Annotated in this window: 32 protein-coding genes and 1 riboswitch; of the genes, 21 read left to right on the forward strand and 11 right to left on the reverse strand. The window is 76.1% G+C overall.

The window, feature by feature from the left end; genetic code table 11:
- Positions 1-3: 3 nt before the first annotated feature.
- On the reverse strand, positions 4-297 hold the full coding sequence (locus DQ240_RS15560) for a hypothetical protein (RefSeq protein ID WP_113840523.1): 294 nt from the start codon (positions 295-297) through the stop codon (positions 4-6).
- Between the two features lie 61 nt (positions 298-358).
- Between DQ240_RS15560 and DQ240_RS15565 the strand changes: the two genes are divergently transcribed.
- The 5 genes from DQ240_RS15565 (at position 359) to DQ240_RS15585 (ending at position 5,193) form a co-directional block, all read left to right on the forward strand.
- Positions 359-1,816, forward strand: coding sequence for a PLP-dependent aminotransferase family protein (locus DQ240_RS15565; protein WP_113840568.1), 1,458 nt, complete (start codon positions 359-361; stop codon positions 1,814-1,816).
- Between the two features lie 147 nt (positions 1,817-1,963).
- Positions 1,964-2,293: an ANTAR domain-containing protein gene (locus DQ240_RS15570; RefSeq protein WP_158548742.1), complete on the forward strand. Its 330-nt coding sequence runs from the start codon at positions 1,964-1,966 to the stop codon at positions 2,291-2,293.
- Positions 2,294-2,404: 111 nt separating this feature from the next.
- A complete protein-coding gene (locus DQ240_RS15575) occupies positions 2,405-3,070 on the forward strand; it encodes a 1-acyl-sn-glycerol-3-phosphate acyltransferase (RefSeq protein ID WP_113840525.1) in 666 nt (221 codons plus the stop codon).
- Entirely contained in the window at positions 3,067-4,566 is a 1,500-nt protein-coding gene (locus DQ240_RS15580) for a cobyric acid synthase (protein ID WP_113840526.1), read from the forward strand. The genes DQ240_RS15575 and DQ240_RS15580 overlap by 4 nt, the downstream gene beginning before the upstream one ends.
- Positions 4,567-4,596: 30 nt before the next feature.
- Entirely contained in the window at positions 4,597-5,193 is a 597-nt protein-coding gene (locus tag DQ240_RS15585; protein ID WP_113840527.1) for an MSMEG_1061 family FMN-dependent PPOX-type flavoprotein, read from the forward strand.
- Between the two features lie 12 nt (positions 5,194-5,205).
- Here the strand turns inward: DQ240_RS15585 and DQ240_RS15590 are convergent, their stop codons facing one another.
- The 3 genes from DQ240_RS15590 to DQ240_RS15600 are packed head-to-tail and all read right to left on the reverse strand — an operon-like array spanning position 5,206 to position 6,652.
- On the reverse strand, positions 5,206-5,829 hold the full coding sequence (locus DQ240_RS15590) for a dihydrofolate reductase family protein (protein ID WP_113840528.1): 624 nt from the start codon (positions 5,827-5,829) through the stop codon (positions 5,206-5,208).
- Positions 5,829-6,305 carry an SRPBCC family protein gene (locus tag DQ240_RS15595; protein ID WP_113840529.1) on the reverse strand — a complete coding sequence of 159 codons (477 nt, stop codon included), beginning with the start codon at positions 6,303-6,305 and terminating at the stop codon, positions 5,829-5,831. Before DQ240_RS15595 ends, DQ240_RS15590 begins: the two co-directional genes overlap by 1 nt.
- Positions 6,302-6,652: a helix-turn-helix transcriptional regulator gene (locus DQ240_RS15600; protein WP_113840569.1), complete on the reverse strand. Its 351-nt coding sequence runs from the start codon at positions 6,650-6,652 to the stop codon at positions 6,302-6,304. The genes DQ240_RS15595 and DQ240_RS15600 overlap by 4 nt, the downstream gene beginning before the upstream one ends.
- Before the next feature lie 80 nt (positions 6,653-6,732).
- Between DQ240_RS15600 and DQ240_RS15605 the strand changes: the two genes are divergently transcribed.
- The gene (locus DQ240_RS15605; protein ID WP_113840530.1) at positions 6,733-7,158 is read left to right on the forward strand and encodes a VOC family protein; all 426 of its coding nucleotides are present in this window, start codon (positions 6,733-6,735) and stop codon (positions 7,156-7,158) included.
- 27 nt (positions 7,159-7,185) lie between these two features.
- On the opposite strand, the gene DQ240_RS15610 is transcribed toward DQ240_RS15605, so the two are convergent.
- Positions 7,186-7,383 (reverse strand): hypothetical protein, encoded by a 198-nt coding sequence (locus tag DQ240_RS15610; RefSeq protein ID WP_113840531.1) that lies wholly within the window; start codon positions 7,381-7,383, stop codon positions 7,186-7,188.
- Positions 7,384-7,554: 171 nt separating this feature from the next.
- On the opposite strand from DQ240_RS15610, the gene DQ240_RS15615 reads away from it, so the two are divergent.
- Positions 7,555-8,052 (forward strand): type II toxin-antitoxin system PemK/MazF family toxin, encoded by a 498-nt coding sequence (locus tag DQ240_RS15615; RefSeq protein ID WP_113840532.1) that lies wholly within the window; start codon positions 7,555-7,557, stop codon positions 8,050-8,052.
- A gap of 19 nt (positions 8,053-8,071) precedes the next feature.
- On the opposite strand, the gene DQ240_RS15620 is transcribed toward DQ240_RS15615, so the two are convergent.
- The 5 genes from DQ240_RS15620 to DQ240_RS15640 all read right to left on the reverse strand — a co-directional run bounded on the left by DQ240_RS15620 (position 8,072) and on the right by DQ240_RS15640 (position 11,832).
- Positions 8,072-9,613, reverse strand: coding sequence for an HNH endonuclease signature motif containing protein (locus DQ240_RS15620; protein WP_113840533.1), 1,542 nt, complete (start codon positions 9,611-9,613; stop codon positions 8,072-8,074).
- Between the two features lie 101 nt (positions 9,614-9,714).
- Positions 9,715-9,984 carry a hypothetical protein gene (locus DQ240_RS15625; RefSeq protein ID WP_113840534.1) on the reverse strand — a complete coding sequence of 90 codons (270 nt, stop codon included), beginning with the start codon at positions 9,982-9,984 and terminating at the stop codon, positions 9,715-9,717.
- A gap of 19 nt (positions 9,985-10,003) precedes the next feature.
- Positions 10,004-11,059, reverse strand: coding sequence for an AbrB family transcriptional regulator (locus tag DQ240_RS15630; protein ID WP_113840535.1), 1,056 nt, complete (start codon positions 11,057-11,059; stop codon positions 10,004-10,006).
- A gap of 24 nt (positions 11,060-11,083) precedes the next feature.
- A complete protein-coding gene (locus DQ240_RS15635; protein ID WP_113840536.1) occupies positions 11,084-11,389 on the reverse strand; it encodes a transcriptional regulator in 306 nt (101 codons plus the stop codon).
- Positions 11,386-11,832 carry a hypothetical protein gene (locus DQ240_RS15640; RefSeq protein ID WP_113840537.1) on the reverse strand — a complete coding sequence of 149 codons (447 nt, stop codon included), beginning with the start codon at positions 11,830-11,832 and terminating at the stop codon, positions 11,386-11,388. Before DQ240_RS15640 ends, DQ240_RS15635 begins: the two co-directional genes overlap by 4 nt.
- A 103-nt stretch (positions 11,833-11,935) precedes the next feature.
- A riboswitch (cobalamin riboswitch) is annotated at positions 11,936-12,062 on the forward strand.
- A 72-nt stretch (positions 12,063-12,134) separates the two neighbouring features.
- Between DQ240_RS15640 and DQ240_RS15645 the strand changes: the two genes are divergently transcribed.
- The 14 genes from DQ240_RS15645 to DQ240_RS15710 all read left to right on the forward strand — a co-directional run bounded on the left by DQ240_RS15645 (position 12,135) and on the right by DQ240_RS15710 (position 24,636).
- Positions 12,135-14,177 (forward strand): putative cobaltochelatase, encoded by a 2,043-nt coding sequence (locus DQ240_RS15645; RefSeq protein WP_113840538.1) that lies wholly within the window; start codon positions 12,135-12,137, stop codon positions 14,175-14,177.
- Positions 14,177-14,791: a cob(I)yrinic acid a,c-diamide adenosyltransferase gene (gene cobO, locus DQ240_RS15650; RefSeq protein WP_113840539.1), complete on the forward strand. Its 615-nt coding sequence runs from the start codon at positions 14,177-14,179 to the stop codon at positions 14,789-14,791. The genes DQ240_RS15645 and cobO overlap by 1 nt, the downstream gene beginning before the upstream one ends.
- On the forward strand, positions 14,788-16,173 hold the full coding sequence (locus DQ240_RS15655; protein WP_233498748.1) for a cobyrinate a,c-diamide synthase: 1,386 nt from the start codon (positions 14,788-14,790) through the stop codon (positions 16,171-16,173). Before cobO ends, DQ240_RS15655 begins: the two co-directional genes overlap by 4 nt.
- On the forward strand, positions 16,160-16,852 hold the full coding sequence (locus tag DQ240_RS15660) for an energy-coupling factor ABC transporter permease (RefSeq protein ID WP_113840541.1): 693 nt from the start codon (positions 16,160-16,162) through the stop codon (positions 16,850-16,852). The genes DQ240_RS15655 and DQ240_RS15660 overlap by 14 nt, the downstream gene beginning before the upstream one ends.
- Complete coding sequence (locus DQ240_RS15665) at positions 16,849-17,160, forward strand: energy-coupling factor ABC transporter substrate-binding protein (RefSeq protein WP_113840542.1); 312 nt, start codon at positions 16,849-16,851, stop codon at positions 17,158-17,160. The genes DQ240_RS15660 and DQ240_RS15665 overlap by 4 nt, the downstream gene beginning before the upstream one ends.
- Positions 17,157-17,891, forward strand: coding sequence for a cobalt ECF transporter T component CbiQ (cbiQ, locus tag DQ240_RS15670; RefSeq protein ID WP_113840543.1), 735 nt, complete (start codon positions 17,157-17,159; stop codon positions 17,889-17,891). The genes DQ240_RS15665 and cbiQ overlap by 4 nt, the downstream gene beginning before the upstream one ends.
- The gene (locus DQ240_RS15675; RefSeq protein ID WP_113840544.1) at positions 17,888-18,733 is read left to right on the forward strand and encodes an energy-coupling factor ABC transporter ATP-binding protein; all 846 of its coding nucleotides are present in this window, start codon (positions 17,888-17,890) and stop codon (positions 18,731-18,733) included. Before cbiQ ends, DQ240_RS15675 begins: the two co-directional genes overlap by 4 nt.
- Entirely contained in the window at positions 18,730-19,077 is a 348-nt protein-coding gene (locus tag DQ240_RS15680; protein ID WP_113840545.1) for a cobalamin biosynthesis protein, read from the forward strand. Before DQ240_RS15675 ends, DQ240_RS15680 begins: the two co-directional genes overlap by 4 nt.
- Positions 19,074-20,132, forward strand: coding sequence for an Rv2231c family pyridoxal phosphate-dependent protein CobC (gene cobC, locus DQ240_RS15685; protein ID WP_113840546.1), 1,059 nt, complete (start codon positions 19,074-19,076; stop codon positions 20,130-20,132). Before DQ240_RS15680 ends, cobC begins: the two co-directional genes overlap by 4 nt.
- A 44-nt stretch (positions 20,133-20,176) precedes the next feature.
- A complete protein-coding gene (gene cobT / locus DQ240_RS15690) occupies positions 20,177-21,226 on the forward strand; it encodes a nicotinate-nucleotide--dimethylbenzimidazole phosphoribosyltransferase (protein WP_233498752.1) in 1,050 nt (349 codons plus the stop codon).
- Positions 21,226-22,467, forward strand: coding sequence for a uroporphyrinogen-III C-methyltransferase (cobA, locus tag DQ240_RS15695; RefSeq protein WP_113840548.1), 1,242 nt, complete (start codon positions 21,226-21,228; stop codon positions 22,465-22,467). The genes cobT and cobA overlap by 1 nt, the downstream gene beginning before the upstream one ends.
- A gap of 263 nt (positions 22,468-22,730) precedes the next feature.
- A complete protein-coding gene (locus DQ240_RS15700; protein WP_233498753.1) occupies positions 22,731-23,483 on the forward strand; it encodes an ABC transporter ATP-binding protein in 753 nt (250 codons plus the stop codon).
- A complete protein-coding gene (locus tag DQ240_RS15705; protein ID WP_113840549.1) occupies positions 23,480-24,358 on the forward strand; it encodes an ABC transporter permease in 879 nt (292 codons plus the stop codon). Before DQ240_RS15700 ends, DQ240_RS15705 begins: the two co-directional genes overlap by 4 nt.
- Positions 24,355-24,636, forward strand: a complete 282-nt coding sequence (locus tag DQ240_RS15710) for a helix-turn-helix transcriptional regulator (RefSeq protein ID WP_113840570.1) — start codon at positions 24,355-24,357, stop codon at positions 24,634-24,636. The genes DQ240_RS15705 and DQ240_RS15710 overlap by 4 nt, the downstream gene beginning before the upstream one ends.
- Here the strand turns inward: DQ240_RS15710 and DQ240_RS15715 are convergent.
- The coding region (locus DQ240_RS15715) for an integrase core domain-containing protein (protein ID WP_147262005.1) at positions 24,633-24,867 on the reverse strand (235 nt) is incomplete at its 5' end. The two genes, DQ240_RS15710 and DQ240_RS15715, sit on opposite strands and share 4 nt — an antisense overlap.

Consider the following 24,867-nt stretch of genomic DNA (forward strand, 5'->3'; position numbering starts at 1 on the left):
ACCTCAAGCGGAACGTCGCACGGCGCGGCGGACCGGTGCCGACGACAGGTCGCGGGCCGGCGTACGCCGCGCGGTCGGGCCCCCGGCGGGAGCCCCGGAGCCGACCCGGGCGGTGCTCCCGAGCCGGACCCCGCGGGGAGCGGGCAGGACCGGGAACCCGTTCGGGTCCACGCGGGCATGGCTGGCCGGTGGGTCGGCCGGGCCACGGCCACCGCGCACCGCGACCACCAGCGTGGTCACGGCGAGGGCGCCGAGGGCGAGGAGGAACAGCAGGGCGAGGACGCTTCCGGTGGTCATGCGACCACCCTGGCATCGAGTGGACTGGTCTTTTCGAGTCCACTGCGGCATGGTGGCCTGCATGCCACCGCGGATCGAGCAGTCCACTCCCGCGCAGGAACTGGCCACTCTGGTCGGCTCCCTGGAGGCGGCACCCGGGCCGCGCTATCTCGCCCTCGCCCGCCGGGTGCAGGAGCTGCTCGGCACCGGCCGGCTCGCGGCGGGCAGCCGGCTGCCCGCCGAGCGCGAGCTCGCCGCCTCCCTGGGGCTGTCCCGCGTCACCGTTGCCTCGGCCTACCGCGAGCTGCGCGAGTCCGGCCACGCCACCACGCGACACGGCTCCGGGACCGTGACCGAGCTGCCCGGCGGCGGCTCCCCGGGCCCCGCCTGGGGGGTGCACAGCACCGACCCCGGCGTCCTGGACCTCGCCCACGCCGCGCTCGAGGCGGCGCCGGAGCTGACCGCCGCCTACCGGGAGGCCCTGGCCGCCCTCCCCGCGATCGCCGCCGGCCACGGCTACGCCGCCGACGGGCTGCCCGAGCTGCGCCAGGCGATCGCCGACCGCTACACCGCGCGCGGCCTGCCCACCGACCCCGACCAGGTGCTCGTCGCCGCCGGGACCGGCGACGCCACCGACGTCGTCCTGGCCACGCTGCTCCAGCCCGGCGACCGGGTGCTGGTCGAGCACCCCACCTACCCGGGGATCATCGCCGCGGTCGAGCAGCACGGCGGGCGCTGCCTGCCCGTCCCGGTGGACGCCGAGGACCCCGACGCCGTCATCGGCCCCGCGCAGCTGGCCGCGCGGCAGAGCAGCCCGCGGCTGGCGTTCCTCATGCCGGACTTCTCCAACCCCTCGGGGGCCCGGCTCACCGCGGCCGGGCGGCGGCGGCTGGCCGCGACGCTGTGGCAGCAGGGCGTGCTCACCGTCGTGGACGAGGTGAGCGCCGAGCTCCACCTCGACGAGGGCCCGCTCCCCCCGTTCGCCGCCGGGCTGCCGGACGCGGCGACGGTCACCGTCGGCGGGCTGTCCAAGTCGGTGTGGGGCGGCCTGCGCATCGGCTGGGTGCGGGCCGACGCCGCGCTCGTCGCCCAGCTCGGCGAGGTCCTGCGGCGGCGCCAGCTCTCGGTGGGCGTGGTCGACCAGCTGACCGCCGCCGCGCTGGTCCGGGACCTGGACGCCGTCCTCGAACACCGCCGGGCGGCACTGCGCGAGCGCCGGGACGTGCTGCGCGCCGAGCTCGCCCGCCGGCTGCCGTCGTGGACCGTGCCCTGCCCGGCCGGCGGGCTGTCGCTGTGGTGCACGCTCCCCCCGGGGCTGAGCTCGGCCGCCGTGGTCGCCGCGGCAGCACCGCTGGGGCTGCTGCTCGCCGAGGGCCGCGCCTTCGGCACCGGGCACGCGTTCGACGACCACTTGCGGCTGCCCTTCACCCGCCCCGCCGACCAGCTGCGTGCCGCGGTGGAGCTGCTCGTCCAGGCCGAGGCGACGGTGCGGGGCGGAGCCGACCGACGGGTCGGGACGAGGGCGCTCAGCGTCGTCTGAGCCGGCGCCCATGGGATGCGACACCGACCCGGAGTGGATACCGTGGGATCGCGGTCCCCCCTCTCGGTGCCGCCGCAACGCGCAGGTCGAAACCACGGCCCGAGCTCAGCCCGCCGAGACCTCGGCGGTGCCTCCGTGGAGTTCCCCATGACGACGACCCCGACAGCTCCCCTCAGCCGCCACCTGCTCGCGTCGCCGGTCGACGACGACCGCGTGCACCACCTGGAGCTCGAGGTCTCCCAGCTGCGCACGGCGATGGCCAGCCGGGCCGTCATCGAGCAGGCCAAGGGCATCCTCATGCTCCTGACCGGCTGCACCGACCAGGTGGCCTTCGACGTGCTGACGCACATCTCGAGCACCACGCACCGCAAGGTGCGCGATCTCGCCGTGGCGATCACCGACTCCGCCTGCGGCCGCAGGCCGCTGCCGGCCGACGTACAGGACGCCATCCGCGACGTCTGCCCGCCCCAGCACTGACCTGAGCCCCGCCGACCTGGCGACGGGCGGGGCGGGGGCACCGGGCAGGATGCCGGGTGCCCCCGCCGCCGGGACCGACGGCGCCGGGGCCCGACGAGGGGAGGCGCGGCCGTGCTCTACGCCGTCGCGAGGTTCGTGCTGCGACCGCTGGCCCGCGCCGTCCTGCGCATCTCCGTCACCGGCCGGGAGCACGTGCCGGCCTCCGGCGCCGTGATCCTCGCCAGCAACCACCTGTCGTTCATCGACAGCATGGTCATCCCGCTGGCCGCCCCGCGTCAGGTCCGCTACCTGGCCAAGGCCGAGTACTTCACGACTCCGGGGCTCGGCGGCTGGGTGACCCGCACCCTGTTCACCGCGCTGGGCGCCCTGCCGGTGGAGCGCGAGACCCACCGGGCCGCGCAGGCCGCGCTCGACACCGCCCTGGGCGTGCTGCACGACGAGGGCGCCTTCGGCATCTACCCCGAGGGCACCCGCTCCCGCGACGGCCGGCTGGCCCGGGGCAAGACGGGCGTCGCCTGGCTCGCGCTGACCGCCGACTGCCCCGTCGTCCCGGTGGCGGTGCACGGCACGGACCGGGTCCAGCCGGTCGGGGCGACCTGGCCGCGGCCGCACCGGGTCTCGGTCACCTTCGGCCCGCCGCTGACCTTCCCCGAGCACCGCGGCGCGGCCCGCAACGGCCGCGCCCGCCGCGAGGTGACCGACCGGATCATGGAGGCGATCGCCGGGCTGTCCGGGCAGGAGAAGGCCGGGTGGGGCGACCCGCGCGAGGCCGCGTGAGCGGCGCGCTCCTGGTCGCCGGCACCACCTCCGACGCGGGGAAGTCCGTCGTCACCGCGGGGATCTGCCGCTGGCTGGCGCGCCAGGGCGTCTCCGTGGCGCCGTTCAAGGCGCAGAACATGAGCAACAACTCGATGGTGACCGCCGACGGCGCCGAGATCGGCCGCGCGCAGGTCATGCAGGCCGCGGCGGCGCGGGTCGAGCCCGAGGCGCACATGAACCCGGTGCTGCTCAAGCCCGGCGGGGAGAACTCGTCGCAGGTGGTCGTGCTGGGTCGGCCGGTCGCCGAAGTGACGGCGCTGTCCTACCGGCCGATGAAGGCCGCGCTGCTCGAGCAGGTCCTGGCCTCGCTGGCCGAGCTGCGCTCGCGGTTCGACGTCGTCGTCTGCGAGGGCGCCGGCTCCCCCACCGAGATCAACCTGCGGGCCGACGACATCGCCAACATGGGGCTGGCGACGGCGGCGCGGCTGCCCGTGGTGGTGGTCGGCGACATCGACCGGGGCGGGGTGTTCGCCGCGCTGTACGGCACGGTCGCGCTCATGCCGCCGGCCGACCAGCGACTGGTCGCCGGGTTCCTGGTCAACAAGTTCCGCGGGGACGCCCGCCTGCTCGCCCCCGGGCTGGACGAGCTGGCCCGGCTCACCGGCCGGCCGACGCTCGGGGTGCTCCCCTGGCTGCCCGGGGCGGCCGTCGACGTCGAGGACTCCCTCGGCGTGCCCACCGGCGTCTCGTCGGCCGGTCCGCCGCACGGGGAGGAGGTGCTGCGCGTCTCGGTGGCCCGGCTCCCCCGGCTGTCGAACTTCACCGACCTCGACGCGCTGGCCGCCGAACCCGGCGTCCTCGTGCGGTACGCGACCCGACCCGAGGAGCTGGCCGACGCCGACCTGGTGGTGCTGCCCGGCACGCGGTCCACCGTCGCCGACCTCCGCTGGCTGCGGGAGACCGGGCTGGCCGACGCGGTGCTGCGGCGGGCCGCCGAGGGGCGGCCGGTGCTCGGCATCTGCGGCGGTCACCAGATGCTGGCCCGCACCATCACCGACGACGTCGAGTCGCGGGCCGGGGTGGTCCCCGGGCTGGGGCTGCTCCCGGCCGACGTCGTCTTCGCCCCGGAGAAGACCCTCGGCCGGCCGGAGGGGACGGCGCTGGGGGTGCCGGTGCGCGGGTACGAGATCCACCACGGCGTGGTCGCGCTCGACGACTCCGCCGAGCCCTTCCTCGACGGCGCCCGCGCGGGGGCGGTGTGGGGCACCACCTGGCACGGGGCGCTGGAGGGCGACGAGTTCCGCCGCGCCTTCCTCGCCGAGGTCGCCCGGGCGGCCGGACGGCGGTTCGTCGCCGCGCCGGACACCTCGTTCGCCGCCGTCCGGGAGGCCCGGCTCGACGCCCTCGGCGACCTGGTCGCCGAGCACGCCGACACCGACGCGCTGTGGCGGCTGGTCGAGTCCGGCCCGCCCGGGGACCTGCCGCTGCTCGGGCCGGGCGCCGGGTCCCGCTGAGGTGTCGGGGGGCCGGGCTACCGTTCGTCCGTGAGCAGCCCCGAGGCACTGGCCGTCTACCGCGAGCCGAACCGGATCCCGCTGGACAAGGTGATCGACCGGATCGACTCGCACTGCCGGGCGTTCATCGAGATCTCCCCCTGGGCGACGCTGGCCACCGCCGACGCCGACGGCTGGCCCGACGTCTCGCCCCGCGGCGGCGAGCGCGGCTTCGTCAAGGTCCTCGACGAGCACCGGCTGGTCCTCCCCGACCGCCCGGGCAACAACCGGATCGACAGCCTGCGCAACATCGCCGCCAACCCGAAGGTGGCGCTGATGTTCCTGGTGCCGCGGATCGAGGAGGTCCTGCGGGTCTACGGGACGGCGACCATCGTGGGCCCCGACGACGTCGGCCTGGACCTGACCGAGTTCGGCAAGGCGCCGCTGTCGGTGCTCGTCGTGGACGTGCAGCGGGCGTACTTCCAGTGTGCGAAGTCGCTGATCCGCTCCGGGATGTGGGCGCCGGACAGCTGGGGTGACCGCGGCGACTTCCCGGCGATCGGGAAGGTCTTCCGCGACCACTGCGACCTGCCGGCGCCCCTCCCGCCGGACGACGTCCTGCGCGCCGGGCTGCTGCCGGAGCTCTGAGCGCCGCCTGTGCTACCGCCGGCGCACGGCGTAGGTCAGGTGCGTCACCCGCGACGACGGCGCCGCCGAGCCGACCTGCTCCAGGGCGATGCGGCCGGCGTCCACGCCCTCGAAGATCCGCACGCCGGCGCCGAACAGGACGGGCGAGAGCGCGATCGTGAACTCGTCGACCAGGCCGGCGTTGAGGAACTGCAGGATCGTCTCGCCACCGCCGGCGATGCGGACGTCCCGGTCACCGGCGGCCTCGCGGGCCCGGTCCAGCGCGGCCTCGATGCCGTCGGTCACGAAGGAGAACGTGGTCCCGCCCGGCCGTACCCAGGGCTCGCGCTCCCGGTGCGTCACGACGACGACCGGGTGGCGGAACGGCGGCGACTCCGGCCACATCCGCTCGCCGGCGTCGAACATCCGCCGGCCCATGACGCTGGCCCCGGTGCGCTCGAAGGTCTCCCGCACGATGTCGTCGTCGCGGCCCTCCTCGCCGCCGCCGCCCAGCTGCAGGCGTTCCCGGAAGGACCGCTGCGGGAAGACCCAGCCCTGCAGTTCCATCCACCGCCGCCCCATGAGCTCCGACAGCGACTCCGGGGCGATGTAGCCGTCCAGCGACATGGACACGCTGAAGAACACCATGCCGGCCATCAGCGACCGCTCCCGGTGACGTAGGCGGCCAGGTTGCCCAGCGTCTGCTCGCCACCCTCGACCGCGTGGTACTCCTCCACGGCCCGGTCCCGCAGCTCCCGGGTGGGGAACAGCGTGCGCATCTCGATCCGGGTCGCCGCACCCTCGGGCTCGAACGTCAGGACCGACTCGAACGCGTCCGGGTCCCCGCGGTACTCGCCGTGGAGCAGCGCGATCCGCTCCGGCGGGACGATCTCGGTCCAGGAGATCCACTCGGGGTAGTCCGTGCCGTCCGGTCCGTGCATCACGAACTCCCAGACGCCGCCCTCGCGGAACTCGAAGGACGTCGTGGTGGTGGTGAACCCCGTCGGCCCCCACCACTGGGAGAGGTGCCGGACCTCGGTGAAGGCCTCGAACACCACCTCCCGCGGTGCGTCGACCACCCGGGAGACGACGACCTCGCGATCGGCCGTCGTCCCTCGTTCCGTCGTGCTCATCGGCTCTCGTCCTCCTGCCGGGTCCGGTCGAGGTGCTGGACGTAGGCGTCCAGCCGGTCGAAGCTCTCGTTCCAGAAGTGCTCGAAGCCGCCGACCCACTCGGAGATCGGCCGCAGGCCGCGGGCGTCCAGGCCGTAGAGGCGCTGCCTGCCCTCCCCCCGGACCCGCACCAGCCCGACCTCCCGGAGCACGCGCAGGTGCTTGGAGGCCCCCGGCTGGCTCATCCCCAGCTCGCGGGCCAGGTCGGTCACCGGCCGCTCCCCCGCCCGCAGCAGCACGAGGATGTCCCGGCGCTGCGGTTCGGCGATGGCGTTGAACGCGTCCGAGGTGGTCGCTGCACGTGCCATGCCGAGAAACATATACCGATATCGGTATGCGTCAAGCCGTCGACGACTCCTGTCGCCCCCCGGCCCTACCCTCCCGGCGCATGGCGACCGACTTGCAGGTGACGATCGACTCCCTGGACCCGCACGTCCTGGCCGACTGGTGGGCCGAGGCGCTCGGCTGGGAGGTCGAGCCGCAGGACGCGGACTTCATCCGCCGGATGGTGGCCGAGGGCCACGCGAGCGAGGACGACACGACGACCCACCGCGGCGCGCTCGTCTGGCGCCTCGGGACGGCGCTGCGGTCCCCCGACCCCGGGCGGCCCCGGGTGCTGTTCCAGCGGACGACGGAGCCGAAGACGGTCAAGAATCGGGTGCACCTGGACCTGCACGTCGGAGCCGACCGGCGGGAGGCCGAGGTGGCGCGACTGCTCGCCGCGGGCGCTCGGGAGCTCTGGCGCGCCGGTCAGGGGCCGCTGGAGTGGGTCACCCTCGCCGATCCGGAGGGCAACGAGTTCTGCGTCGCCTGACCCGCCGGGCGGTGGTGCCGCTCGGGGTCAGCCGGCCCGGAGGTCCCTTGCGAGCCGGCGGGAGGCGACGGTGCGCTCGGCCGCGGCCCGGCTGCGGTCCCGTCTGCGCCGCCGCTCGGTGCCCAGGTATCGGGCATCCTCGACCAGCTGGAAGGCGGCCAGCACGCTGGCCTTCACCTCGCGCGGCCGGAAGGCGTGCGGCGGGACGGGCTCGGCCGAGGTCATGGGCCTCTCCTCTCGGAACGGCCCCCAGACCGTTCCGAGACACATGGTGCCCCCCTATCGGCGTTCCGAACCAGATCCGTGACCAATTGATGCCGATGTGTCACGAGTGACATCCGGGGCGGTCCGCCGGTCCCCCGGGCCACCCCGGCCGCGGCTCCGTACGGTGCCCGCATGGCCTCTCTCGGACGGCGCCTGGTCGCGCTCGTGCGCACCGCACTCGACTCGCGGACCCGCGTCGGCCGGGGCCGGCCGCCGCAGGCCACGACCGCCGTCCACGGGCCGGACGAGGTCGACGTGGAGTACCGCCCGCGCGACGACGACCGCCCGGATCCGGGTGAGGTCGTGTGGGCGTGGGTGCCCTACGACGAGGGCGACGGCCGCGGCAAGGACCGCCCGGTGCTGGTCATCGGCCGCCGGGGCGGCTCGCTGCTCGGGCTGATGCTGACCAGCAAGGACCACGACCGCGACGCCGCCGACGAGGCCCGCCACGGACGCGTCTGGATGGACGTCGGCACCGGCGCGTGGGACTCCCGCCGGCGCCCCAGCGAGGTGCGGCTGGACCGCCTGGTGGTGCTCGAGCCGACCGCCGTGCGGCGCGAGGGGGCGGCGATGGGCCGCGCCCTGTTCGACGAGGTCGTCGCCGCCGCCCGCCGCACCCAGGGCTGGTGACCGGCCGACGGTCCCTGCCTCAGGCGACGGCCGTCAGCGGTCCGCCGCCGCTCTCGGCTGCCAGTCGTCGGACGAGGTCGCGGTGGCCGAGGAGTGCCCACACGACGTGGTGGAGGTCCATGCGCTCACCGTTGACGTGCAGGGCGTCGGGGAGCTCGGGCTCGGCGTCGGCGAAGAGCAGCCGACCGATCGACGCAGGGCCGGTCGGTTCCTCGTCCTCGGGCACCGGTCGGGGGACCGACTGCGGCGATCCCGGCGCTCCCGCGGGAACGCCCGGGCGGCGGGCGCGGAGCTGGTCGATGGGGTGGACGCCCGCGTAGACGTCGTCGGCCCCGGGCCGGTCGAGGACGTCCGGCGCGTCCAGACCCGCCCTGAAGGCCGCGTCGGCCCGGCCCCAGACGCGCCGCCCGTCGGGAGTGAGCGCGATCAGCTCGCCGTCGCGGCGGTGCAGGACGAGGTCGAGGTCGTGCACGAGGCCGTGGTCGGCATCGCAGAGCAGGGCCATGTTGGAGACGTCGGTGGCGCCACCGAACAGCCAGTGCCGCAGGTGGTGGGCGTGCAGGCGCTCGATCCGGGTCTCGGGGCAGCCGGGACGGGAACAGCCGCCGTCCCGCCGGTACAGGGCCCGACGCTGGGCACGGGTGGCGAATCGGCGGGCGCGGCCGACGGCGAGAGGTTCCCGGCCGCGCTCGAGCATCGCCACGACCGTGGCCTCGCAGAGCATCCGCCGGACCTGGCTCGGGTGCAGCGCGGGCCCGCCCTCGATGTGCGCCGCACCGGCCGCGGCGTCGTCCGCGAGCACGGCGGCGTCGACGTGCACGACGACCTCTCGTCGCGGCGGGTCGCCGGCCCGACGGTCGGCGTCCGCGGCCGCAGCTGCCAGCCGGCCCAGCGCGGCGCACCGTCGAGCGGTCGTGCGCTCCCGGGCGAGCGCGACCTCGTCGTCCTCGGCGAGTCCGTCGGGGACACCCTCGCTCACGGCCCGGTTCCCCGCGCCGCCGGCGCGTTCCCGGCGAGCGGCGCGCTCGGCCAGCGAGTCGACCCCGGTGAGGAAGGCGGCGCCGGTCTCCGCATCGAGGCGCAGCCGGACGTCGAGCATGCCGTCGTCGTCCCAGGAGTACTCGAAGCGCATCCTGTCGCGCACGGTCCGCGGGGCCGGGGCCTCGTCCCGGCGCCACTCCCGGACGACGCGTTCCAGCTGTGACGCCGTCGTCTCGTGGGCCAACTCCAGCAGCACACCCTCGGTCGCCCGGTCGGCGACCCGGGTGATCGCGCGGACCTTCGAGTAGGACAGACGCCCGCCCGCGAAGGCCGCCGTCGTGGCCGGCAGATCCGTCAGGGCCCGTGCGACGCGGACGTGCTCGCGGGCGGCGCCCGTCGACAACCCGCACTGCCACGCCAGCCAGTGCGCGCACGAACGGATGCCGTACCCACCCCAGCCCTCGCGCCGGTCGAACTCCGCGACCAGCCCCAGCCAGGTGGCCGTCGCCGCCGCCAGCCGCACCGCCCCGCTGGTGATCCGCCGCGCCAGCTCGTCCAACGGCAGCTCCGTCGATGCCATCGACCCCTCCCCACCACTCGAACACGTGTTCGCATGATGGCGGAGGGGTCCGACAGTTGCTGCAGGTCAGCGCGGAGGAGCGTTCCCGCGGGAACGTCCGCTCAGCCGGCCGCCTCGTCGTGGTCGCGGCGGCGGGCCGGCGTGCGGAGGTGGTAGACGCCGGCCTGCCCGGGGAGCTCCTGCAGGTCGTAGCGGCTCACGACCTTGGGACCGTCGTGCAGGTGCACGTGCGTCACCGTCGGCAGCGGGTCGCCGTGCCGTGCGGGGCGCACCTCGACGCGGCCGTCGAGCGGGCCGCCGACGAACAGCAGCACGGTGTCGTCGGCCTCCACCTGCTCGGACAGCTCGCTCCCCCTCGTCGCGTCGGGCACCCGGTCGAGGGTAGGCGCGTCATCCCGGACGGGCACGCAGCACGCGGGCGACCACGGGAGCCGTCCCGAGCATGACGAACAGCCGGAGGACCTGGACGGCGAGCACGAACGTCGCGTCCGCACCGCCGTCGGTGGCCGTTGCGAGGACGGCGTAGAGCCCGCCGGGGGTCGTGGCGAGGTAGGCGTCGAGCTCGCTCGCCCCGGTGGCGGCGGCCAGCAGCGCCCCCAGCCCGGCACTGGCCGCGATCACGCCGGCGATGACCGCCAGCGCCAGAGGCAGCGCGCGGCCGATGGTGCGCAGGCTGGCCCGGTCGAAGTTCAGCCCCACGTTCAGGCCGATGAGCACGAAGGCCGCCGCGCCGAGCAGGGCCGGCACCTCGGCGCCACCGGAGACGCCCGACAGGTCCAGCGCGGCAGCGAGCACCAGTGGCCCGAGCAGCGCGGGTACCGGGATCCGCAGCAGCCGGGCCAGGAGCAGCCCGGCGACCGCGCAGCCGGCGGTGACCAGCAGGCCGACCGGCCAGCCCGGCCCGCCGTCGTCCGCGGGGCCGGCGCCGGACCCCGGCGAGGCGCCGTAGACCGCCGTGGCGGCCACCGGCATGAGCAGCACGATCAGCAGCACCCGCAGGTACTGCAGGACGGCGACCATCCGGTCGTCGGCGCCGAGGTCGCGCGCCATCGCGGTGATGCCCGAGGCGCCGCCGGCGATCATCGCGAACGCACCGGTGACCGGGCTGATGCCCGGCTGCAGCCGGAGCAGGAGCCCGGCGACCAGGCTGAGGCCCAGCGTGCCGAGCACCACGAGCAGGACCGGCAGCCAGTCCTCCCCGAGGGCGGCGAGGGTGTCCACGTCGACCAGCGAGCCGATCGAGACCCCGAGCGTGGCTTGCGCCGCGAGGACCGCCGGCCGCGGCAGGCCCAGCCGCACCCGGCCGCCGAGGCCGCGGACCAGCCCGGCGAGCAGCCCGCCGAACAGCGCCGCCGAGGGGAGCCCGGCCAGGTCGAGGACGACGGAGGCGGCTCCCGCCGCGACGACGACTCCGGCGACGTCACCCCACCGCCGTACCGCGCTCACCGCGGCCAGTCTGCCCGGACCCGTTCAGCCGCCGGTGATCCGCCGCAGCTCGGCGACGTGGGCGTCGAACGCGCGCCGGCCGTCCTTGGTCAGCGAGAGGCTGGTGCGCTGGCGGGAGGCGATGGTCGCCTTCGACGCCTTCACGTACCCGGCCTCCTCCAGCTGCTTCACGTGCTTGGAGAGCACCGAGTCGCTGACCCCGACCGCGTCGCGAACCGCGGCGAACTCCATCGTGTCCACGGCGGCGAGCAGGCCGCAGATCTGCAGGCGGGGCGGCGGGTGGATGACCCCGTCGAACTGCGGGGGCGTGCCCGTGGGTGCGCTGGTCACAGCGACGTCCGCATCTCCGCGACCATCTTCCGGCCCCAGTACCGGCCGAAGACCACGATCGCCGTCCCGAGCACGGCGCCGGCGACCACCATGGCCCAGCGCTGGTCGAAGCCCTCGGCGAGGACGAACGCCGGCACCAGCACCAGCAGCACGAGGCCGGCCCACACCGCCATGACCGGCCAGGTGACGTTCACCCAGATCCCGGTGATCCGCTTGTACGCCGACACCAGCACGCCGAGTCCCGCCATGAAGACGACCAGCGCCGGGAAGGTCACCCAGAGGGAGTCGAAGGCGTAGGAGGAGAGGAAGCCGAACAGCAGCAGCCCCAGCGTGACGTCGTACCACCACGGCGCGACGACCCGGTCGGCCAGCGCCACCCGGTCTGCCCGCAGGGCGGCCAGCTGCGCGGCGGCGGTCTCGCGGTCGATCTCATTGCTTTCCATGTCGGAAAGAGTGCACCTGGCTTTCCGACTCGTCAAGTGACGGGCCGGGTGTCGGCGCGGCGGGTCCCCGTGGTGTCATGGGCGCGAACGAACGACGGCAGTGGAGGAAGTCCGGTGAGATTCCGGCGCGGTCCCGCCACTGTGACCGGGGAGTCCGACCCCACCTGACGCCACTGCTCTGCGGAGTGGGAAGGCCGGGGCCGGGCGCTGATCCGGGAGCCAGGAGACTCTCGCCGTCGTCCCTGCCACCTCCGGGCGCGGACACCCGGGGAGAGGACGAGTGTCGTGCTCGCGCACCCCGTATGAGCTATCCCTTCAGCGCCGTCGTCGGCATGGCCGACATGCGGCTGGCCCTGCTGCTCAACGCCGTCTCCCCCGCCATCGGCGGGGTGCTGGTCCGCGGCGAGAAGGGGACGGCGAAGTCGACCGCGGTCCGCGCCCTGACCGCGGTGCTCCCGCCGGTCGACGTGGTGACCGGCTGCCGGTTCGGCTGCGACCCCGCCGCGCCGGACCCGGCCTGTCCCGACGGCCCGCACGATCCCGGCGCTCCGGCGACCACCCGCCCGGCGCGGCTGGTGGAGCTGCCCGTGGGGGCCTCGGAGGATCGCGTCGTCGGCTCCCTGGACCTCGAGCGGGCGCTCACCGAGGGCGTCAAGGCGTTCGAGCCGGGCCTGCTGGCCGCCGCCCACCGCGGGGTCCTGTACGTCGACGAGGTCAACCTGCTGCACGACCACCTGGTCGACCTGCTGCTGGACGCCGCGGCGATGGGCACCGCCTACGTGGAGCGCGAGGGCGTCTCGGTCCGCCACGCGGCCCGGTTCCTGCTGGTCGGGACGATGAACCCCGAGGAGGGGGAGCTGCGCCCCCAGCTGCTCGACCGGTTCGGGCTCACCGTGGAGGTGGCCGCCCCGCGCGACCCCGCCGAGCGCGCGGAGGTGGTCCGCCGGCGGTTCGCCGCCGACGCCGACCCGGCCGGGTTCGCCGCGTCGTGGGCCGGTGAGGAGTCCGCGCTCGCGACCCGGATCGCCGAGGCGCGGGCCCGGCTGCCGCACGTCGTCCTCGGCGACGACGCGCTGCGCCAGGTCACCGCAGTCTGCGCCGCCTTCGACGTCGACGGGCTGCGCGCCGACCTGGTCACCGCGCGCGCCGCGATCGCGCACGCGGCCTGGTGTGGCCGCGACGCGGTGACCGAGGACGACGTCCGCGTCGCCGCCCGCCTGGCCCTGCCGCACCGCCGCCGGCGCAACCCCTTCGACGCTCCCGGCCTGGACGACGACACCCTCGACCAGGCGCTGGCCGACGCCCGCCCCGAGGAGCCCACCGACCCCGACCCGGACGACGACGGCCCCGACGGCGGCGGCCAGCCCGACGGTGGTGGGCAGAGCCCCGACGCGGGCCCGGGCATGGGAAGCGATCCCCACGTCTCCGCGCCCGAGACGGGGGGAACGCCTCCCATGCCTCGCGAGGACCAGCCGTCGTCGAGCGACTCCGCATCCGCTGCTCCCGCTCCCGAGCAGGCGGCGGTCGAGGCGGCCGACCCGTTCCGCACCCGCCGCCTCGAGGTGCCCGGCATCGGCGCGGGCGCGGCCGGCCGGCGGTCGCGGGCGCGCTCGGAGCGCGGCCGGGTCGTCGGCTCGACCCGCCCGGCCGGCCCGGTCACCCGGCTGCACCTGGTCGACACCGTGCTCGCGGCGGCACCGCACCAGGTCGCCCGCGGCCGCACCGGCCCCGGCCTGCGCGTCGCCCGCGAGGACCTCCGCCAGGCGACCCTCGAGGGCCGCGAGGGCAACCTCGTGCTGTTCGTCGTCGACGCCAGCGGCTCGATGGGGTCCAAGGCCCGCATGGGGGCGGTGAAGGGCGCCGTCCTCTCGCTCCTCCTCGACGCCTACCAGCGCCGGGACAAGGTCGGGCTGGTCACCTTCCGCGGCGGGGACGCCGAGCTGGCGCTGCCGCCCACCTGGTCCGTGGAGGCCGCCGCGGCCCGGCTGCGCGAGCTGCCCACCGGTGGCCGCACCCCGCTGGCCGCCGGCCTGCTGCGCGCGTCCGAGGTGCTCCGCGTCGAGCGGATCCGCGAGCCGCAGCGGCGGGCACTGCTGGTCGTCGTCACCGACGGGCGGGCCACCGGTGCGCGGGGCAGCGACGCCGTCGGGCAGTGCCACCGCGCGGCCGGGCTGCTGGCCGCCGCGGGGACGGCGAGCGTCGTCGTCGACTGCGAGTCCGGGCCGGTGCGCCTCGGGCTGGCCGCGCAGCTCGGCGTCCACCTCGGCGCGCAGACCCTCCGCCTGGAGGAGCTGGCCGCCGAGACGCTGGCCGGCACCGTCCGCACGATCCGGGAGGCCGCCTGATGCCGCAGGGGAAGGTCGCCGTCACCCCCGACGACGGGCTCACGACGAGGGCCCGGCGCAACCGGCCGCTGGTCGTCGTCCACACCGGCGAGATGAAGGGCAAGTCCACCGCCGCGTTCGGCATGGCGATGCGCGCCTGGAACCAGGGCTGGTCGGTCGCGGTCTACCAGTTCGTGAAGAGCGCCAAGTGGCGCGTCGGCGAGGAGACGGCGCTCACCGCGCTGGGCGAGGTGCACGCCACGACCGGCCAGGGTGGGCCGGTCGTCTGGCACAAGATGGGCAGCGGCTGGAGCTGGTCGCGCCGCCAGGGCACCGAGACCGACCACGTCGCCGACGCCGCCGAGGGCTGGGCGCAGATCAAGCGCGACCTCGCCGCCGAGGCGCACCGGTTCTACGTGCTCGACGAGTTCACCTACCCGATCAAGTGGGGCTGGGTGGACGTCGAGGACGTCGTCGAGACCCTCGTGCACCGTCCCGGCACCCAGCACGTGGTGATCACCGGCCGCGACGCGCACCCGGCGCTGGTCGAGGCCGCCGACCTGGTCGTGGAGATGACCAAGGTCAAGCACCCGATGGACGCCGGTCAGAAGGGCCAGCGGGGGATCGAGTGGTGACGCCGCGCGTGGTGGTCGCCGCCCCCACGAGCGGCGCCGGCAAGACCTCGGTCACCACCGGCCTGGTCGCCGCGCTCACCGCCCGGGGCCTCGCCGTCTCGCCGCACAAGGTCGGCCCCGACTACATCGACCCCGGCTACGCCGGCCTGGCCGCCGGGCGCCCGGGCCGCAACCTCGACCCCTGGCTGGTCGGCGAGGAGCGGATCGCGCCGCTGTTCCTGCACGGCTCGCGCGGGGCGGACGTCGCCGTGGTCGAGGGCGTCATGGGGCTGTTCGATGGCGCCAGCCACCCGCACGTCGCACCGGGCTTCGGCTCGACCGCGCACGTCGCCGGGCTGCTCCGGGCCCCGGTCATCCTCGTCGTGGACGCCAGCGCCCAGGCGCAGAGCATCGCCGCCCTGGTGCACGGCTTCGCCACCTTCGACCCGACGGTGCGGCTGGGCGGCGTGGTCCTCAACCGGGTCGGCAGCCCACGCCACGAGGCGATCCTGCGCGAGGCGCTGGACGCCTCGGGGGTGCCGGTCCTGGGCGCCGTCCCGCGCACCGACGCCGTCGGCACGCCGTCCCGCCACCTGGGTCTGGTCCCCGCCGCCGAACGGTCCGCCGAGGCGGTGGACACCGTCCGCCGGCTGGGTGAGGTCGTGGCCGCCGGGATCGACCTGGACGCCGTCCTCGCGCTGGCACGGTCCGCGCCGGCGCTCGAGGCGACCCCCTGGGACCCGGCGCGGGAGGTCGACGTCGTCCCCGGCCGGCCGCGCATCGCGGTGGCGGGCGGGCCGGCGTTCACCTTCGGCTACGCGGAGAACGCCGAGCTGCTCGCGGCCGCCGGTGCCGAGGTGGTGACGGTCGACCCGCTCCGCGACGAGCGCCTCCCCGAGGGCACCGCCGGGCTCGTCGTCGGCGGCGGCTTCCCGGAGGTCTACGCCGCCGACCTGTCGGCGAACGCCTCCCTGCGCGCCGACGTCGCCGCGCACGCCGCCCGCGGACTGCCGGTCGCCGCCGAGTGCGCCGGCCTGCTGTACCTGGGCCGTGAGCTGGACGGTCACCTCATGTGCGGCGTCCTGGACGTGGCGACGGCGATGTCCCCGCGGCTCACCCTGGGCTACCGCGCCGCCGTCGCCCCGGCCGACTCCGTGCTCGCCGCCGCCGGCACCCGCGTGCGCGGCCACGAGTTCCACCGGACCAGCGCCACCCCCGGCGCCGGTCCGGCACCCGCCTGGCAGTGGTCCGGACCGGCCGGTGCCACCAGCGAGGGGTTCGCCACGGGGTCGGTGCACGCCTCCTACCTGCACCTGCACTGGGCCGGCAGCCCGCAGCTCGCCGCCCGCTTCGTCTCCGCCTGCGCCACCGCCGACCGATCGGAGCAGCATGCACATCGCTGAGGGTTTCCTCCCCCCGCTGCACGCCGTGGGCTGGACCGTCGCCGCCGCGCCCTTCGTCGTGCACGGCGCCCGCGCGGTGGTGAAGGAGGTCCGCGAGCGCCCGGAGAACACGCTGCTGCTCGGCGCCGCGGGCGCGTTCACCTTCGTGCTCAGCGCGATCAAGCTCCCCTCGGTCACCGGCAGCTCCAGCCACCCGACCGGCACCGGAGCGGGCGCGGTCCTGTTCCGGCCACCGGTGATGGCGGTGCTCGGCACGGTGGTGCTGCTGTTCCAGGCGCTGCTGCTGGCCCACGGCGGGCTGACCACGCTCGGGGCCAACGCGTTCGCCTTCGCCGTGGTCGGGCCCTGGGCCGGCTACGCCGCCTTCCGGCTGACCCGCTCCCTGGGCGGCGGCCTGCTGCCCGGCGTCTTCGTGGCGCTCCTGGTCGCCGACCTCGCCACCTACCTGACGACGTCGGTGCAGCTCGCGCTCGCCTTCCCCGACGCGGAGTCCGGCCTGACCGGCGCGCTGGTGAAGTTCCTCGGCGTCTTCGCCGTCACCCAGGTCCCGCTGGCGATCGGCGAGGGCCTGCTCGGCGTCCTGCTGTTCCGGGTGCTCACCACGAACGCCCGGCCCGAGCTCGAGCGGCTGGGCCTGCTGCGCCCCACCGTCGAGCCGATCCAGGAGGAGGTCCGGTGAACCGCCGCACCCTGGTCACGGTCCTGCTCGTGCTGGGCGTCGTGGCGCTGTCCGCCGTCCCGCTGCTGCTGGACGGCGGCTCGTCGGAGTTCGCCGGCGCCGACAGCCAGGCCACCGAGGCGATCGAGGAGACCGGCTACACGCCCTGGTTCGAGTCGGTGTTCTCCCCGTCGTCGGGCGAGGTCGAGTCGGGGCTCTTCGCGCTGCAGGCGGCGATCGGCGGCGCGGTGCTGGGCTACGTGGTGGGCCGGCTGCGCGGCCGGCGCGCGGCCGCGGCGCCGACTCCCGCACCGCCCGAGAACGCATGACCGGTCTGGCCGTCGACGACGCCGCCTGGGCCAGCGCCTGGCGCCGCCGCTCCCCCGGCGACAAGCTGCTGCTCTGCACCGGCCTCGTCCTCTGCGCGCTGGTGCTGCCGGCGTGGCCGGGCAGCGTGCTGGTCGGCGCGGTGGCCGTCGCGCTCGCGCTCGGGCCGGCGCGGGTGCCGGCGCGGACGTTCGGCCGCGCGGTGCGCTGGCCGCTGGCGTTCGTCGCCATCGGCGCGCTGACCGCGGTGGTGTCGGTCGACGACGGCCTGGGCTGGGCGCCCGAGGCCGCCACCCGCGCGGGCTCGCTGGTCGGGCACGCCCTCGCCGGCAGCGCCGCGGTGCTCCTCCTGGCGACGACGACGCCGATGTCGGACCTGCTGCCGGCCCTGCGCCGGCTGCGGGTGCCGGCGGCCGTGGTCGAGGTCGCCGGCGTCGTCTACCGGCTGCTGTTCGTGCTGCTGGAGAGCCTGACGACGATCCGCGAGGCGCAGACCGCGCGCATGGGCCACTCCACCTGGCGCCGCTCGTGGCGCTCGACCGGGCTGCTGGCAGCCGCGGTGCTGACCCGCTCCTGGGACCGCGCCCGCCGCATGCAGGAGGGCCTGGCCGGCCGCGGCCTCGAGACCGGCCTGCGGGTGCTGCCCGAGGTGCTGCCGTCGTCCCGGGCGTTCGTGGCCTGCTCGCTGGTCGGCCTGGCCGGCATCGTGAGCGCCAGTCTGGCCGTCGCATGAGCCACCGGTCCCTGGCCGCCGACGGCCTCGTCGTCGGCTACGAGCGCGGTCGCCGGGTCCTCGACGGCGCCTCGCTCACCGTCCCCGCCGGCCGCCGCCTGGCGCTGCTGGGCGCCAACGGCTCGGGCAAGACGACGCTGCTGCGCTGCCTGTCCGGCGCCCTCGAGCCCGCCGCGGGCACGATCGCGGTCGACGGCGCCCGGCTGCAGCACAGCCGCCGGGGCCTGCGCGCCCACCGGCAGGAGGTGCAGCTGGTCCTGCAGGACCCCGACGACCAGCTGTTCAGCGCCTCGGTCGCCCAGGACGTCTCGTTCGGCCCGCTCAACCTGGGCCTGACCGAGGACGCCGTCCGCGAGCGGGTCGCCGAGGCGCTGGCGCTGCTCGCCGTCGACGGTCTCGCCGCCCGCCCCACCCACCAGCTCTCCTATGGCGAGCGCAAGCGGGTGGCGATCGCCGGCGCGGTCGCGATGCGCCCCTGCGTGCTGCTGCTCGACGAGCCGACCGCCGGCCTGGACCCCTCCGCGGTCGCCGAGGCGCTCGCCGCCCTGACCCGGCTGGAGGAGTCCGGCACCACCGTCGTGATGAGCACCCACGACGTGGACCTCGCCCTGCGCTGGGCCGACGAGGTCGCCGTCGTCGTCGACCGGCGGGTGGTGCAGGGCGACCCCGCGGCGATGCTGGGCGACGACGAGCTGCTCGCCCGGGCCCGGCTCGACCGGCCGTGGGCCCTGACGGTCGGTGCGCGGCTGCGCGAGCTCGGGCTGCTCCCCGAGGGCGCCCTCCCCCGCGACGTCGCGGGCCTGCTGGCCGCGCTGCCCGATCGTCCGGGGGTGGTGACGTGACCGTCGTCGGCATCGGCGCCCGGCCCGGGGTCAGCGCCGAGGAGGTCCTCGCCGCGATCGACGCCGTCCTGCCCGCGGACGCGTCCGACGTCCGGCTGGCGACCCTGGACGCCCGCGCCGCGGAGCCCGGCATCGCCGCGGCCGCCGCCGCGCGGGGCTGGCCGCTCACCGGGCACCCCGCCGAGGAGCTGGCCCGCGTGCCGGTCGAGACCGTCTCGGCGCGGGTCGCCGCGGCGGTCGGCACGCCGTCGGTCGCCGAGGCCGCCGCGCTGCTCCACGGCGGCAGGCTCGTGGTCGGCCGGACGGTCGCGGGCCGGGTCACCGTGGCGGTGGCCGCCCCGTGAACCTGGACTTCCACGGGGACGACGAGCTCGCTCCCGGCCTGACCGACCTCGCCGTCAACGTCCGCGCGGGCACGCCGCCGACGTGGCTGCGCGAGGTGCTGCACCGCTCCCTGGACGCCGCCGCCGCCTACCCCGACGCCCGCCCCGCCCGGGCCGCGGTCGCCGCCGCGCACGGCCGGCCGCCCGGGGAGGTGCTGCTCGCCGCCGGCGCCGCGGAGGTGTTCGTGCTGGTCGCGCGGGCGCTCCGGCCCCGTCGCGCGGTCGTCGTCCACCCGTCGTTCACGGAGCCGGAGGCGGCGCTGCGCGCGGCCGGGCACCCGGTCGAGCGGCTGCTGCTCGACGGCCCCGGCTACCGGCTGGACCCGGCCGCCGTGCCCGCGGACGCCGACCTCGTGGTGCTGGGCAACCCCACCAACCCGACGTCGGTGCTGCACCCCGCCGAGGCCGTCGCCGCCCTGGCCCGCCCCGGCCGGGTGGTGCTGGTGGACGAGGCGTTCGCCGACACCGTGCCCGGTGAGCCGGCGTCGCTGGCCGGCCGCCGGGACCTGCCGGGGCTGCTCGTCGTCCGCAGCCTGACCAAGACCTGGGGGCTGGCCGGGCTCCGCGTGGGCTACGCACTCGGGCCTCCCGACCTGGTCGCCGCGCTCGCCGCCGCGCAACCGCACTGGCCGGTCTCCACCCCTGCGCTCGCGGCGTTGACCGCGTGCACGACCGGCGCCGCCCGGGCCGAGGCGGAGGCGGCCGCGGCGGAGCTCGCCGGGCACCGGGCGGCGCTGCTGGCCGCCCTGCCCGACGGCGTCCAGGTCCGCGGCGAGCCCCGGTCGTCGTTCGTCCTGCTCCGCGTGCCCGGTGGCGAGCGGGTGCGCGCGGAGCTGCGCGCCCGCGGCTGGGCGGTGCGCCGCGGCGACACCTTCCCCGGCCTGGACGGCGACCACCTGCGGGTCGCCGTCCGCGATCCGGCCACCTCCCGTGCCTTCGCCGCCGACCTCGCTGCGATCCTTGACGCGTCCCCGACGACGCGGACCGCACCCCCTGCCCTGGAGGAGATCCGCTGAGCACCGACCCGACCCCGTTCCCCGGCACCCTGCTGGGCGAGACGATCGCCGCCGTCGCACCGCGCGACGCCGCGGCCGAGCGCGCCGCCCGCGAGCGGCTGGACCGCATGACCAAGCCGCCGGGCTCGCTCGGCGTGCTCGAGGACGTCGCCGCCCAGCTCGCCGGGATCGCCGGCGCCTGCCCGGCGCCGCTGCCCGCCCCGGCCGCCGTCGCCGTCTTCGCCGCCGACCACGGCGTGCACGCCCAGGGCGTCACCCCGTGGCCGCAGGAGGTGACGGCGCAGATGGTCGCCAACTTCCTCGCCGGCGGTGCGGTGGTGAACGCCTTCGCCGCGCAGCTCGGCGCCGACGTCGTCGTGGTGGACGTCGGGGTGGCGACGCCCTACGCCGTCGAGCACACCGACCGGCTGGTCCGCCGCGCCGTCCGCCCGGGGACGGCGGACCTGGCCGTCGGACCGGCCATGACCCTCGACGAGGCGCGCCGTGCGGTCGAGGCCGGCATCGAGGTCGCCACGTCGCTGGCCGGCGACCGCGCCTGCCTGGTCACCGGCGACATGGGCATCGCCAACACCACCGCCTCGGCCGCGCTGGTCTGCGCGTTCACCGGCGCCCCGGCCACCGCGGCGACCGGCCGGGGCACCGGCGTGGACGACCCCACGCTGGCCCGCAAGGTCGCCGTCGTCGAGCGCTCGGTCGCCCGGCTGCCCGGCCGGCCGGGCACGCCCGAGGAGGCGCTCGCCGTCCTCGCCGAGGTGGGCGGTCTGGAGCACGCCGCCATCGCCGGGTTCGTGATCGGCGCCGCGGCGGCCCGCGTGCCGGTCCTGCTGGACGGCGTCATCGCCGGGTCCGCGGCGCTGGTGGCCGCCGCCCTGTGCCCGACCGCGCTGGAGTACGCGCTCGCCGGGCACAGCTCCGCCGAGCCGGGCCACGCGCTGGCGCTGCAGTCGCTGGGGCTGCGGCCGCTGCTCGGGCTGGACCTGCGGCTGGGCGAGGGCACCGGCGCGCTGCTGTCGCTGCCGCTGGTGGCCTCCGCCGCGCGGGCGCTGCAGGACGTCGCGACGTTCGACTCCGCCGGGGTCACGGAGAAGAGCTGATGCCCGAGACACCCGTCGACCCCAGCACCGGGGTCGTCTACCCGATCGGTCTGCGCCTGCTCGGCCGCCGCGTCGTCGTCGTCGGCGGCGGCCGGGTCGCCCACCGGCGCGTGGCCGGGCTGCTCGAGGCCCGCGCCGACGTCGTCCTGGTCAGCCCCGAGGTCACCCCCGCGCTCGAGGCGCTCGTCGCCCCGGGCTCGGTCACCTGGCTGCCCCGCCGCTACGAGCGCGGCGACCTGGCCGGCGCCTGGTACGCGGTGGCGGCCACCGACGACGGCGCGGTGAACGCGGCCGTCGCCGCCGAGGCCGAGTCGCTGCGGATCTTCTGCGCCCGCGCCGACGACCGCGCCGCCTCCAGCGTCTGGACGCCCGCGGTCGGCCGGCACGGCGACATGGTCATCGGCGTGCACGGCGGCGGGGACCCCCAGCGGGCCGTCGGCGTCCGCGACCAGGTCCTCGCCGGCCTGGCCGACGGCAGCATCCGGGACGTCGCCGGCCGCGCCGCCGAGGGCACCCCGGCCGGCACGGTCGTGCTCGTCGGCGGCGGCCCCGGGGACCCCGAGCTCATCACCGTCCGCGGGCAGCACGCCGTGGCGCAGGCGGAGGTCGTCGTCGCCGACCACCTCGCGCCGCAGTCGCTGCTGGCGTCGCTGCCGCCCGACGTCGAGGTCATCGACGCCTCGAAGCTCCCCCGGGGCCGGTACATGGCGCAAGAGCAGATCAACGCGCTGCTGGTGGAGCGGGCACTGGCCGGCAAGCGGGTCGTGCGGCTCAAGGGCGGCGACCCGTTCGTCTTCGGCCGCGGCATGGAGGAGGTCGAGGCCTGCGTCGCCGCGGGCGTGCCCGTGGAGGTCGTGCCGGGCGTGACCTCGGCGATCGGCGTCCCGGCGCTGGCCGGCATCCCGGTCACCCACCGTGGGCTGACCCACGAGTTCGTCGTCGTCTCCGGCCACGTGCCGCCCGGACACCCCGCGTCGCTGGTGGACTGGGCGGCCCTCGGGCGGCTGCGCGGCACGCTCGTCGTCCTCATGGGCGTGGACACCGCGGAGCGGATCGCCGCCGCCCTGGTCGAGCACGGCCGCTCCCCCGACACCCCGGTCGCGGTGATCGCCGACGGCTCGACCCCCGGTGAGCGCGTCGTGCGCACCACCCTGGCCGGGCTCGGGCGGACGCTCGCCGACGAGGAGATCCGCCCGCCGGCGGTCTGGGTGGTGGGCGAGGTCGTGTCCCTCGGCGCCTGAGCACTGGTGCTCTCGATGTAGCACTCCTACTATCGACGCGAACCCCACTGGCGCAGCACTGCCCCACGGAGGTCCGCCGATGGCCACATCGACTCCAGCCCCGTCCGACGCCGTCATCGAGGTGCGCGGACTCCGCATGACCTACGGCACCCGCGAGGTGCTCACCGGGGTCGACCTCACGGTCGGCGCCGGGGAGGTCGTCTGCCTGCTCGGCCAACGGCGCCGGCAAGACGACGACCATCGAGATCCTCGAGGGCTTCCGCCTGCGCTCGGGTGGAGAGGTCCGCGTGCTGGGCGCCGACCCCGCCACGGCCGACGACGCCTGGCGGGCCCGCGTGGGCGTCGTCCTCCAGTCGTGGCGCGACCACGCGCGCTGGACGCCGCGCCGGCTGCTCACCCAGCTCGGTGGCTACTACGCCGCCTACTCAACCCCGGACCGCCCGCGCCCGGTGCCCGTGGACGAGCTGCTGGCGACCGTCGGGCTGACCGCGGACGCCGACCGCAAGATCGTCACGCTCTCCGGGGGCCTGCGCCGGCGCCTCGACGTCGCCGTGGGCATCGTCGGCCGGCCCGACCTGCTGTTCCTCGACGAGCCGACCGCCGGCTTCGACCCGCAGGCCCGGCGCGACTTCCACGACCTCGTCCACCGGCTCTCCGACCTGGAGGGGACGAGCATCCTGCTCACCACGCACGACCTCGCCGAGGCCGAGCGGCTGGCCGACCGCATCCTCATCCTGGCCGGCGGCGAGATCGTCGCCGACGGGAGCGCCGACGAGCTCACCCGCCGGGTGGCCGGGTCCAGCGAGGTGCGCTGGACGCTGCACGGGGAGCGCTTCGTGCACGCCACCCCGGACCCGACGCCGTTCGTCCGGAGGCTGTTCGAGGAGCACGGCGACGCGGTCGCCGACCTCGAGGTGCACCGGGCCAGCCTGGAGGACACCTACATCGCCATGGTCGCGAGGCACGAACGCGCCGACGACGCCACGGCACGCCCGCTGGCCGGAGCGGTCCGATGAGCGCCGCGACGACCGGCCGGCCACCCGCCGGACGCGCCGCCGTCCGGCTGGGCCTGCAGCGGGGCTGGACGGAGTTCGTGCTGAGCCTGCGCAGCCCGCAGGACCAGGCCTTCTACCTCGTCAGCGCGCTCGGGACCCTGGTGTTCCTGTGGATCAACCGGGACGACGCCGTCGAGGGCACCGACCTGCTGTACCCGAGCGTGGCCCTGCCGAGCATCCTCGGCGCCCTGCTCGCCTTCGGGGTGGTGATCGGTCCCGCGTACGCCCTGGCGATGGAACGCGAGGACGGCACCCTGCTGCGGCACAAGGCGCTGCCGCACGGCATGCAGGGGTACGTGACCGGGCAGCTGGTGTACCACTCGCTGGGGCTGGTCCCCTCCCTGCTGACCATCCTCGTGCCGGGCTTCCTGCTGTTCGACGGGCTGATGTCCGGCGGTGCCGTCGGCTGGCTGACGCTGGCCTGGGTCGTCGTCCTCGGCCTGCTCGCGACCCTGCCCTGGGGCATGGTGCTGGGCGCCGTGGTGCCCAGCACGCAGAAGGTCGGGACGTGGGGGATGCTGCCGGTCCTGGTGATCACCGGGATCTCCGGGATCTTCGCGCCGATCCAGGCGCTGTGGGGCTGGCTGCAGGTGGTGGCGCAGGTGTTCCCGACGTACTGGATCGGCCTGGGCATGCGCTCGGCGTTCCTGCCCGACTCCGCCGCGGCGGCGGAACTCGGCGGCTCGTGGCGGCCGGGCGCGACGGTCGCCGTGCTCGTGGCGTGGGCCGTGGCCGGACTGCTGGTCGCCCCCCGCGTGCTGCGCCGGATGGCCCGGCGGCAGTCCGGCTCGCAGGTCCAGGCGGCTCGGGAGGCGGCGCTGCAGTGGGTCCGGTGAGCACGGACCGCGGCGGCGACGCGGTCTACAACCGGATCGCACTCCTGCGCGCCGAGCAGGGCGTCACGCGGCGGGAGCTGGCCGACGCCCTCGGCGTCCACTACCAGACCGTCGGGTACCTGGAGCGCGGCGAGTACAACCCCAGCCTGCACCTGGCGCTGCGGATCGCCGAGTTCTTCGGGCTGCCCGTGGAGGTCGTGTTCTCCACGCGGCCGTTCCCGCGGATCAGCGATGCCGCCCGCCCGGTCGAGTCCGATCCCCCGGCCGCCGCCGGCTAGATGTACTGCCCGGAGACGTTGGTGCAGCGGGTGATGGGCGGGAGGTTGCGCAGGGCGGTGTGGGGCCGGTGGTGGTTGTACTGGTGCAGCCAGCCTGACAGGGCCGCCCGCCGCGCTTTCTCGGAGGTGTAGAGCCGTTTGTAGGCCCACTCCTCGAGCAGGGTGCGGTTGAGCCGTTCGACCTTGCCGTTGGTCTGGGGACGTCGGACGCGGGTGCGGGAGTGCTTGATG

The organism is Blastococcus sp. TF02A-26, assembly GCF_003319125.1.
Taxonomy (GTDB): Bacteria; Actinomycetota; Actinomycetes; order Mycobacteriales; family Geodermatophilaceae; genus Trujillonella.

What these genes read in the sequence shown, in the direction of transcription:
- DQ240_RS15620 (WP_113840533.1), bottom strand. Translation starts at nt 9,613, where the DNA reads ATGGCATCGACGGAGCTGCCGTTGGACGAGCTGGCGCGGCGGATCACC.
- DQ240_RS15605 (WP_113840530.1), top strand. Translation starts at nt 6,733, where the DNA reads ATGGCGACCGACTTGCAGGTGACGATCGACTCCCTGGACCCGCACGTC.
- DQ240_RS15675 (WP_113840544.1), top strand. Translation starts at nt 17,888, where the DNA reads ATGAGCCACCGGTCCCTGGCCGCCGACGGCCTCGTCGTCGGCTACGAG.
- DQ240_RS15560 (WP_113840523.1), bottom strand. Translation starts at nt 297, where the DNA reads ATGACCACCGGAAGCGTCCTCGCCCTGCTGTTCCTCCTCGCCCTCGGC.
- DQ240_RS15565 (WP_113840568.1), top strand. Translation starts at nt 359, where the DNA reads ATGCCACCGCGGATCGAGCAGTCCACTCCCGCGCAGGAACTGGCCACT.
- DQ240_RS15600 (WP_113840569.1), bottom strand. Translation starts at nt 6,652, where the DNA reads ATGGCACGTGCAGCGACCACCTCGGACGCGTTCAACGCCATCGCCGAA.
- cobO (WP_113840539.1), top strand. Translation starts at nt 14,177, where the DNA reads ATGCCGCAGGGGAAGGTCGCCGTCACCCCCGACGACGGGCTCACGACG.
- DQ240_RS15590 (WP_113840528.1), bottom strand. Translation starts at nt 5,829, where the DNA reads ATGGCCGGCATGGTGTTCTTCAGCGTGTCCATGTCGCTGGACGGCTAC.
- DQ240_RS15570 (WP_158548742.1), top strand. Translation starts at nt 1,964, where the DNA reads ATGACGACGACCCCGACAGCTCCCCTCAGCCGCCACCTGCTCGCGTCG.
- cbiQ (WP_113840543.1), top strand. Translation starts at nt 17,157, where the DNA reads ATGACCGGTCTGGCCGTCGACGACGCCGCCTGGGCCAGCGCCTGGCGC.
- DQ240_RS15645 (WP_113840538.1), top strand. Translation starts at nt 12,135, where the DNA reads ATGAGCTATCCCTTCAGCGCCGTCGTCGGCATGGCCGACATGCGGCTG.
- cobA (WP_113840548.1), top strand. Translation starts at nt 21,226, where the DNA reads ATGCCCGAGACACCCGTCGACCCCAGCACCGGGGTCGTCTACCCGATC.
- DQ240_RS15705 (WP_113840549.1), top strand. Translation starts at nt 23,480, where the DNA reads ATGAGCGCCGCGACGACCGGCCGGCCACCCGCCGGACGCGCCGCCGTC.
- DQ240_RS15615 (WP_113840532.1), top strand. Translation starts at nt 7,555, where the DNA reads ATGGCCTCTCTCGGACGGCGCCTGGTCGCGCTCGTGCGCACCGCACTC.
- DQ240_RS15660 (WP_113840541.1), top strand. Translation starts at nt 16,160, where the DNA reads ATGCACATCGCTGAGGGTTTCCTCCCCCCGCTGCACGCCGTGGGCTGG.
- DQ240_RS15610 (WP_113840531.1), bottom strand. Translation starts at nt 7,383, where the DNA reads ATGACCTCGGCCGAGCCCGTCCCGCCGCACGCCTTCCGGCCGCGCGAG.
- DQ240_RS15595 (WP_113840529.1), bottom strand. Translation starts at nt 6,305, where the DNA reads ATGAGCACGACGGAACGAGGGACGACGGCCGATCGCGAGGTCGTCGTC.
- DQ240_RS15640 (WP_113840537.1), bottom strand. Translation starts at nt 11,832, where the DNA reads ATGGAAAGCAATGAGATCGACCGCGAGACCGCCGCCGCGCAGCTGGCC.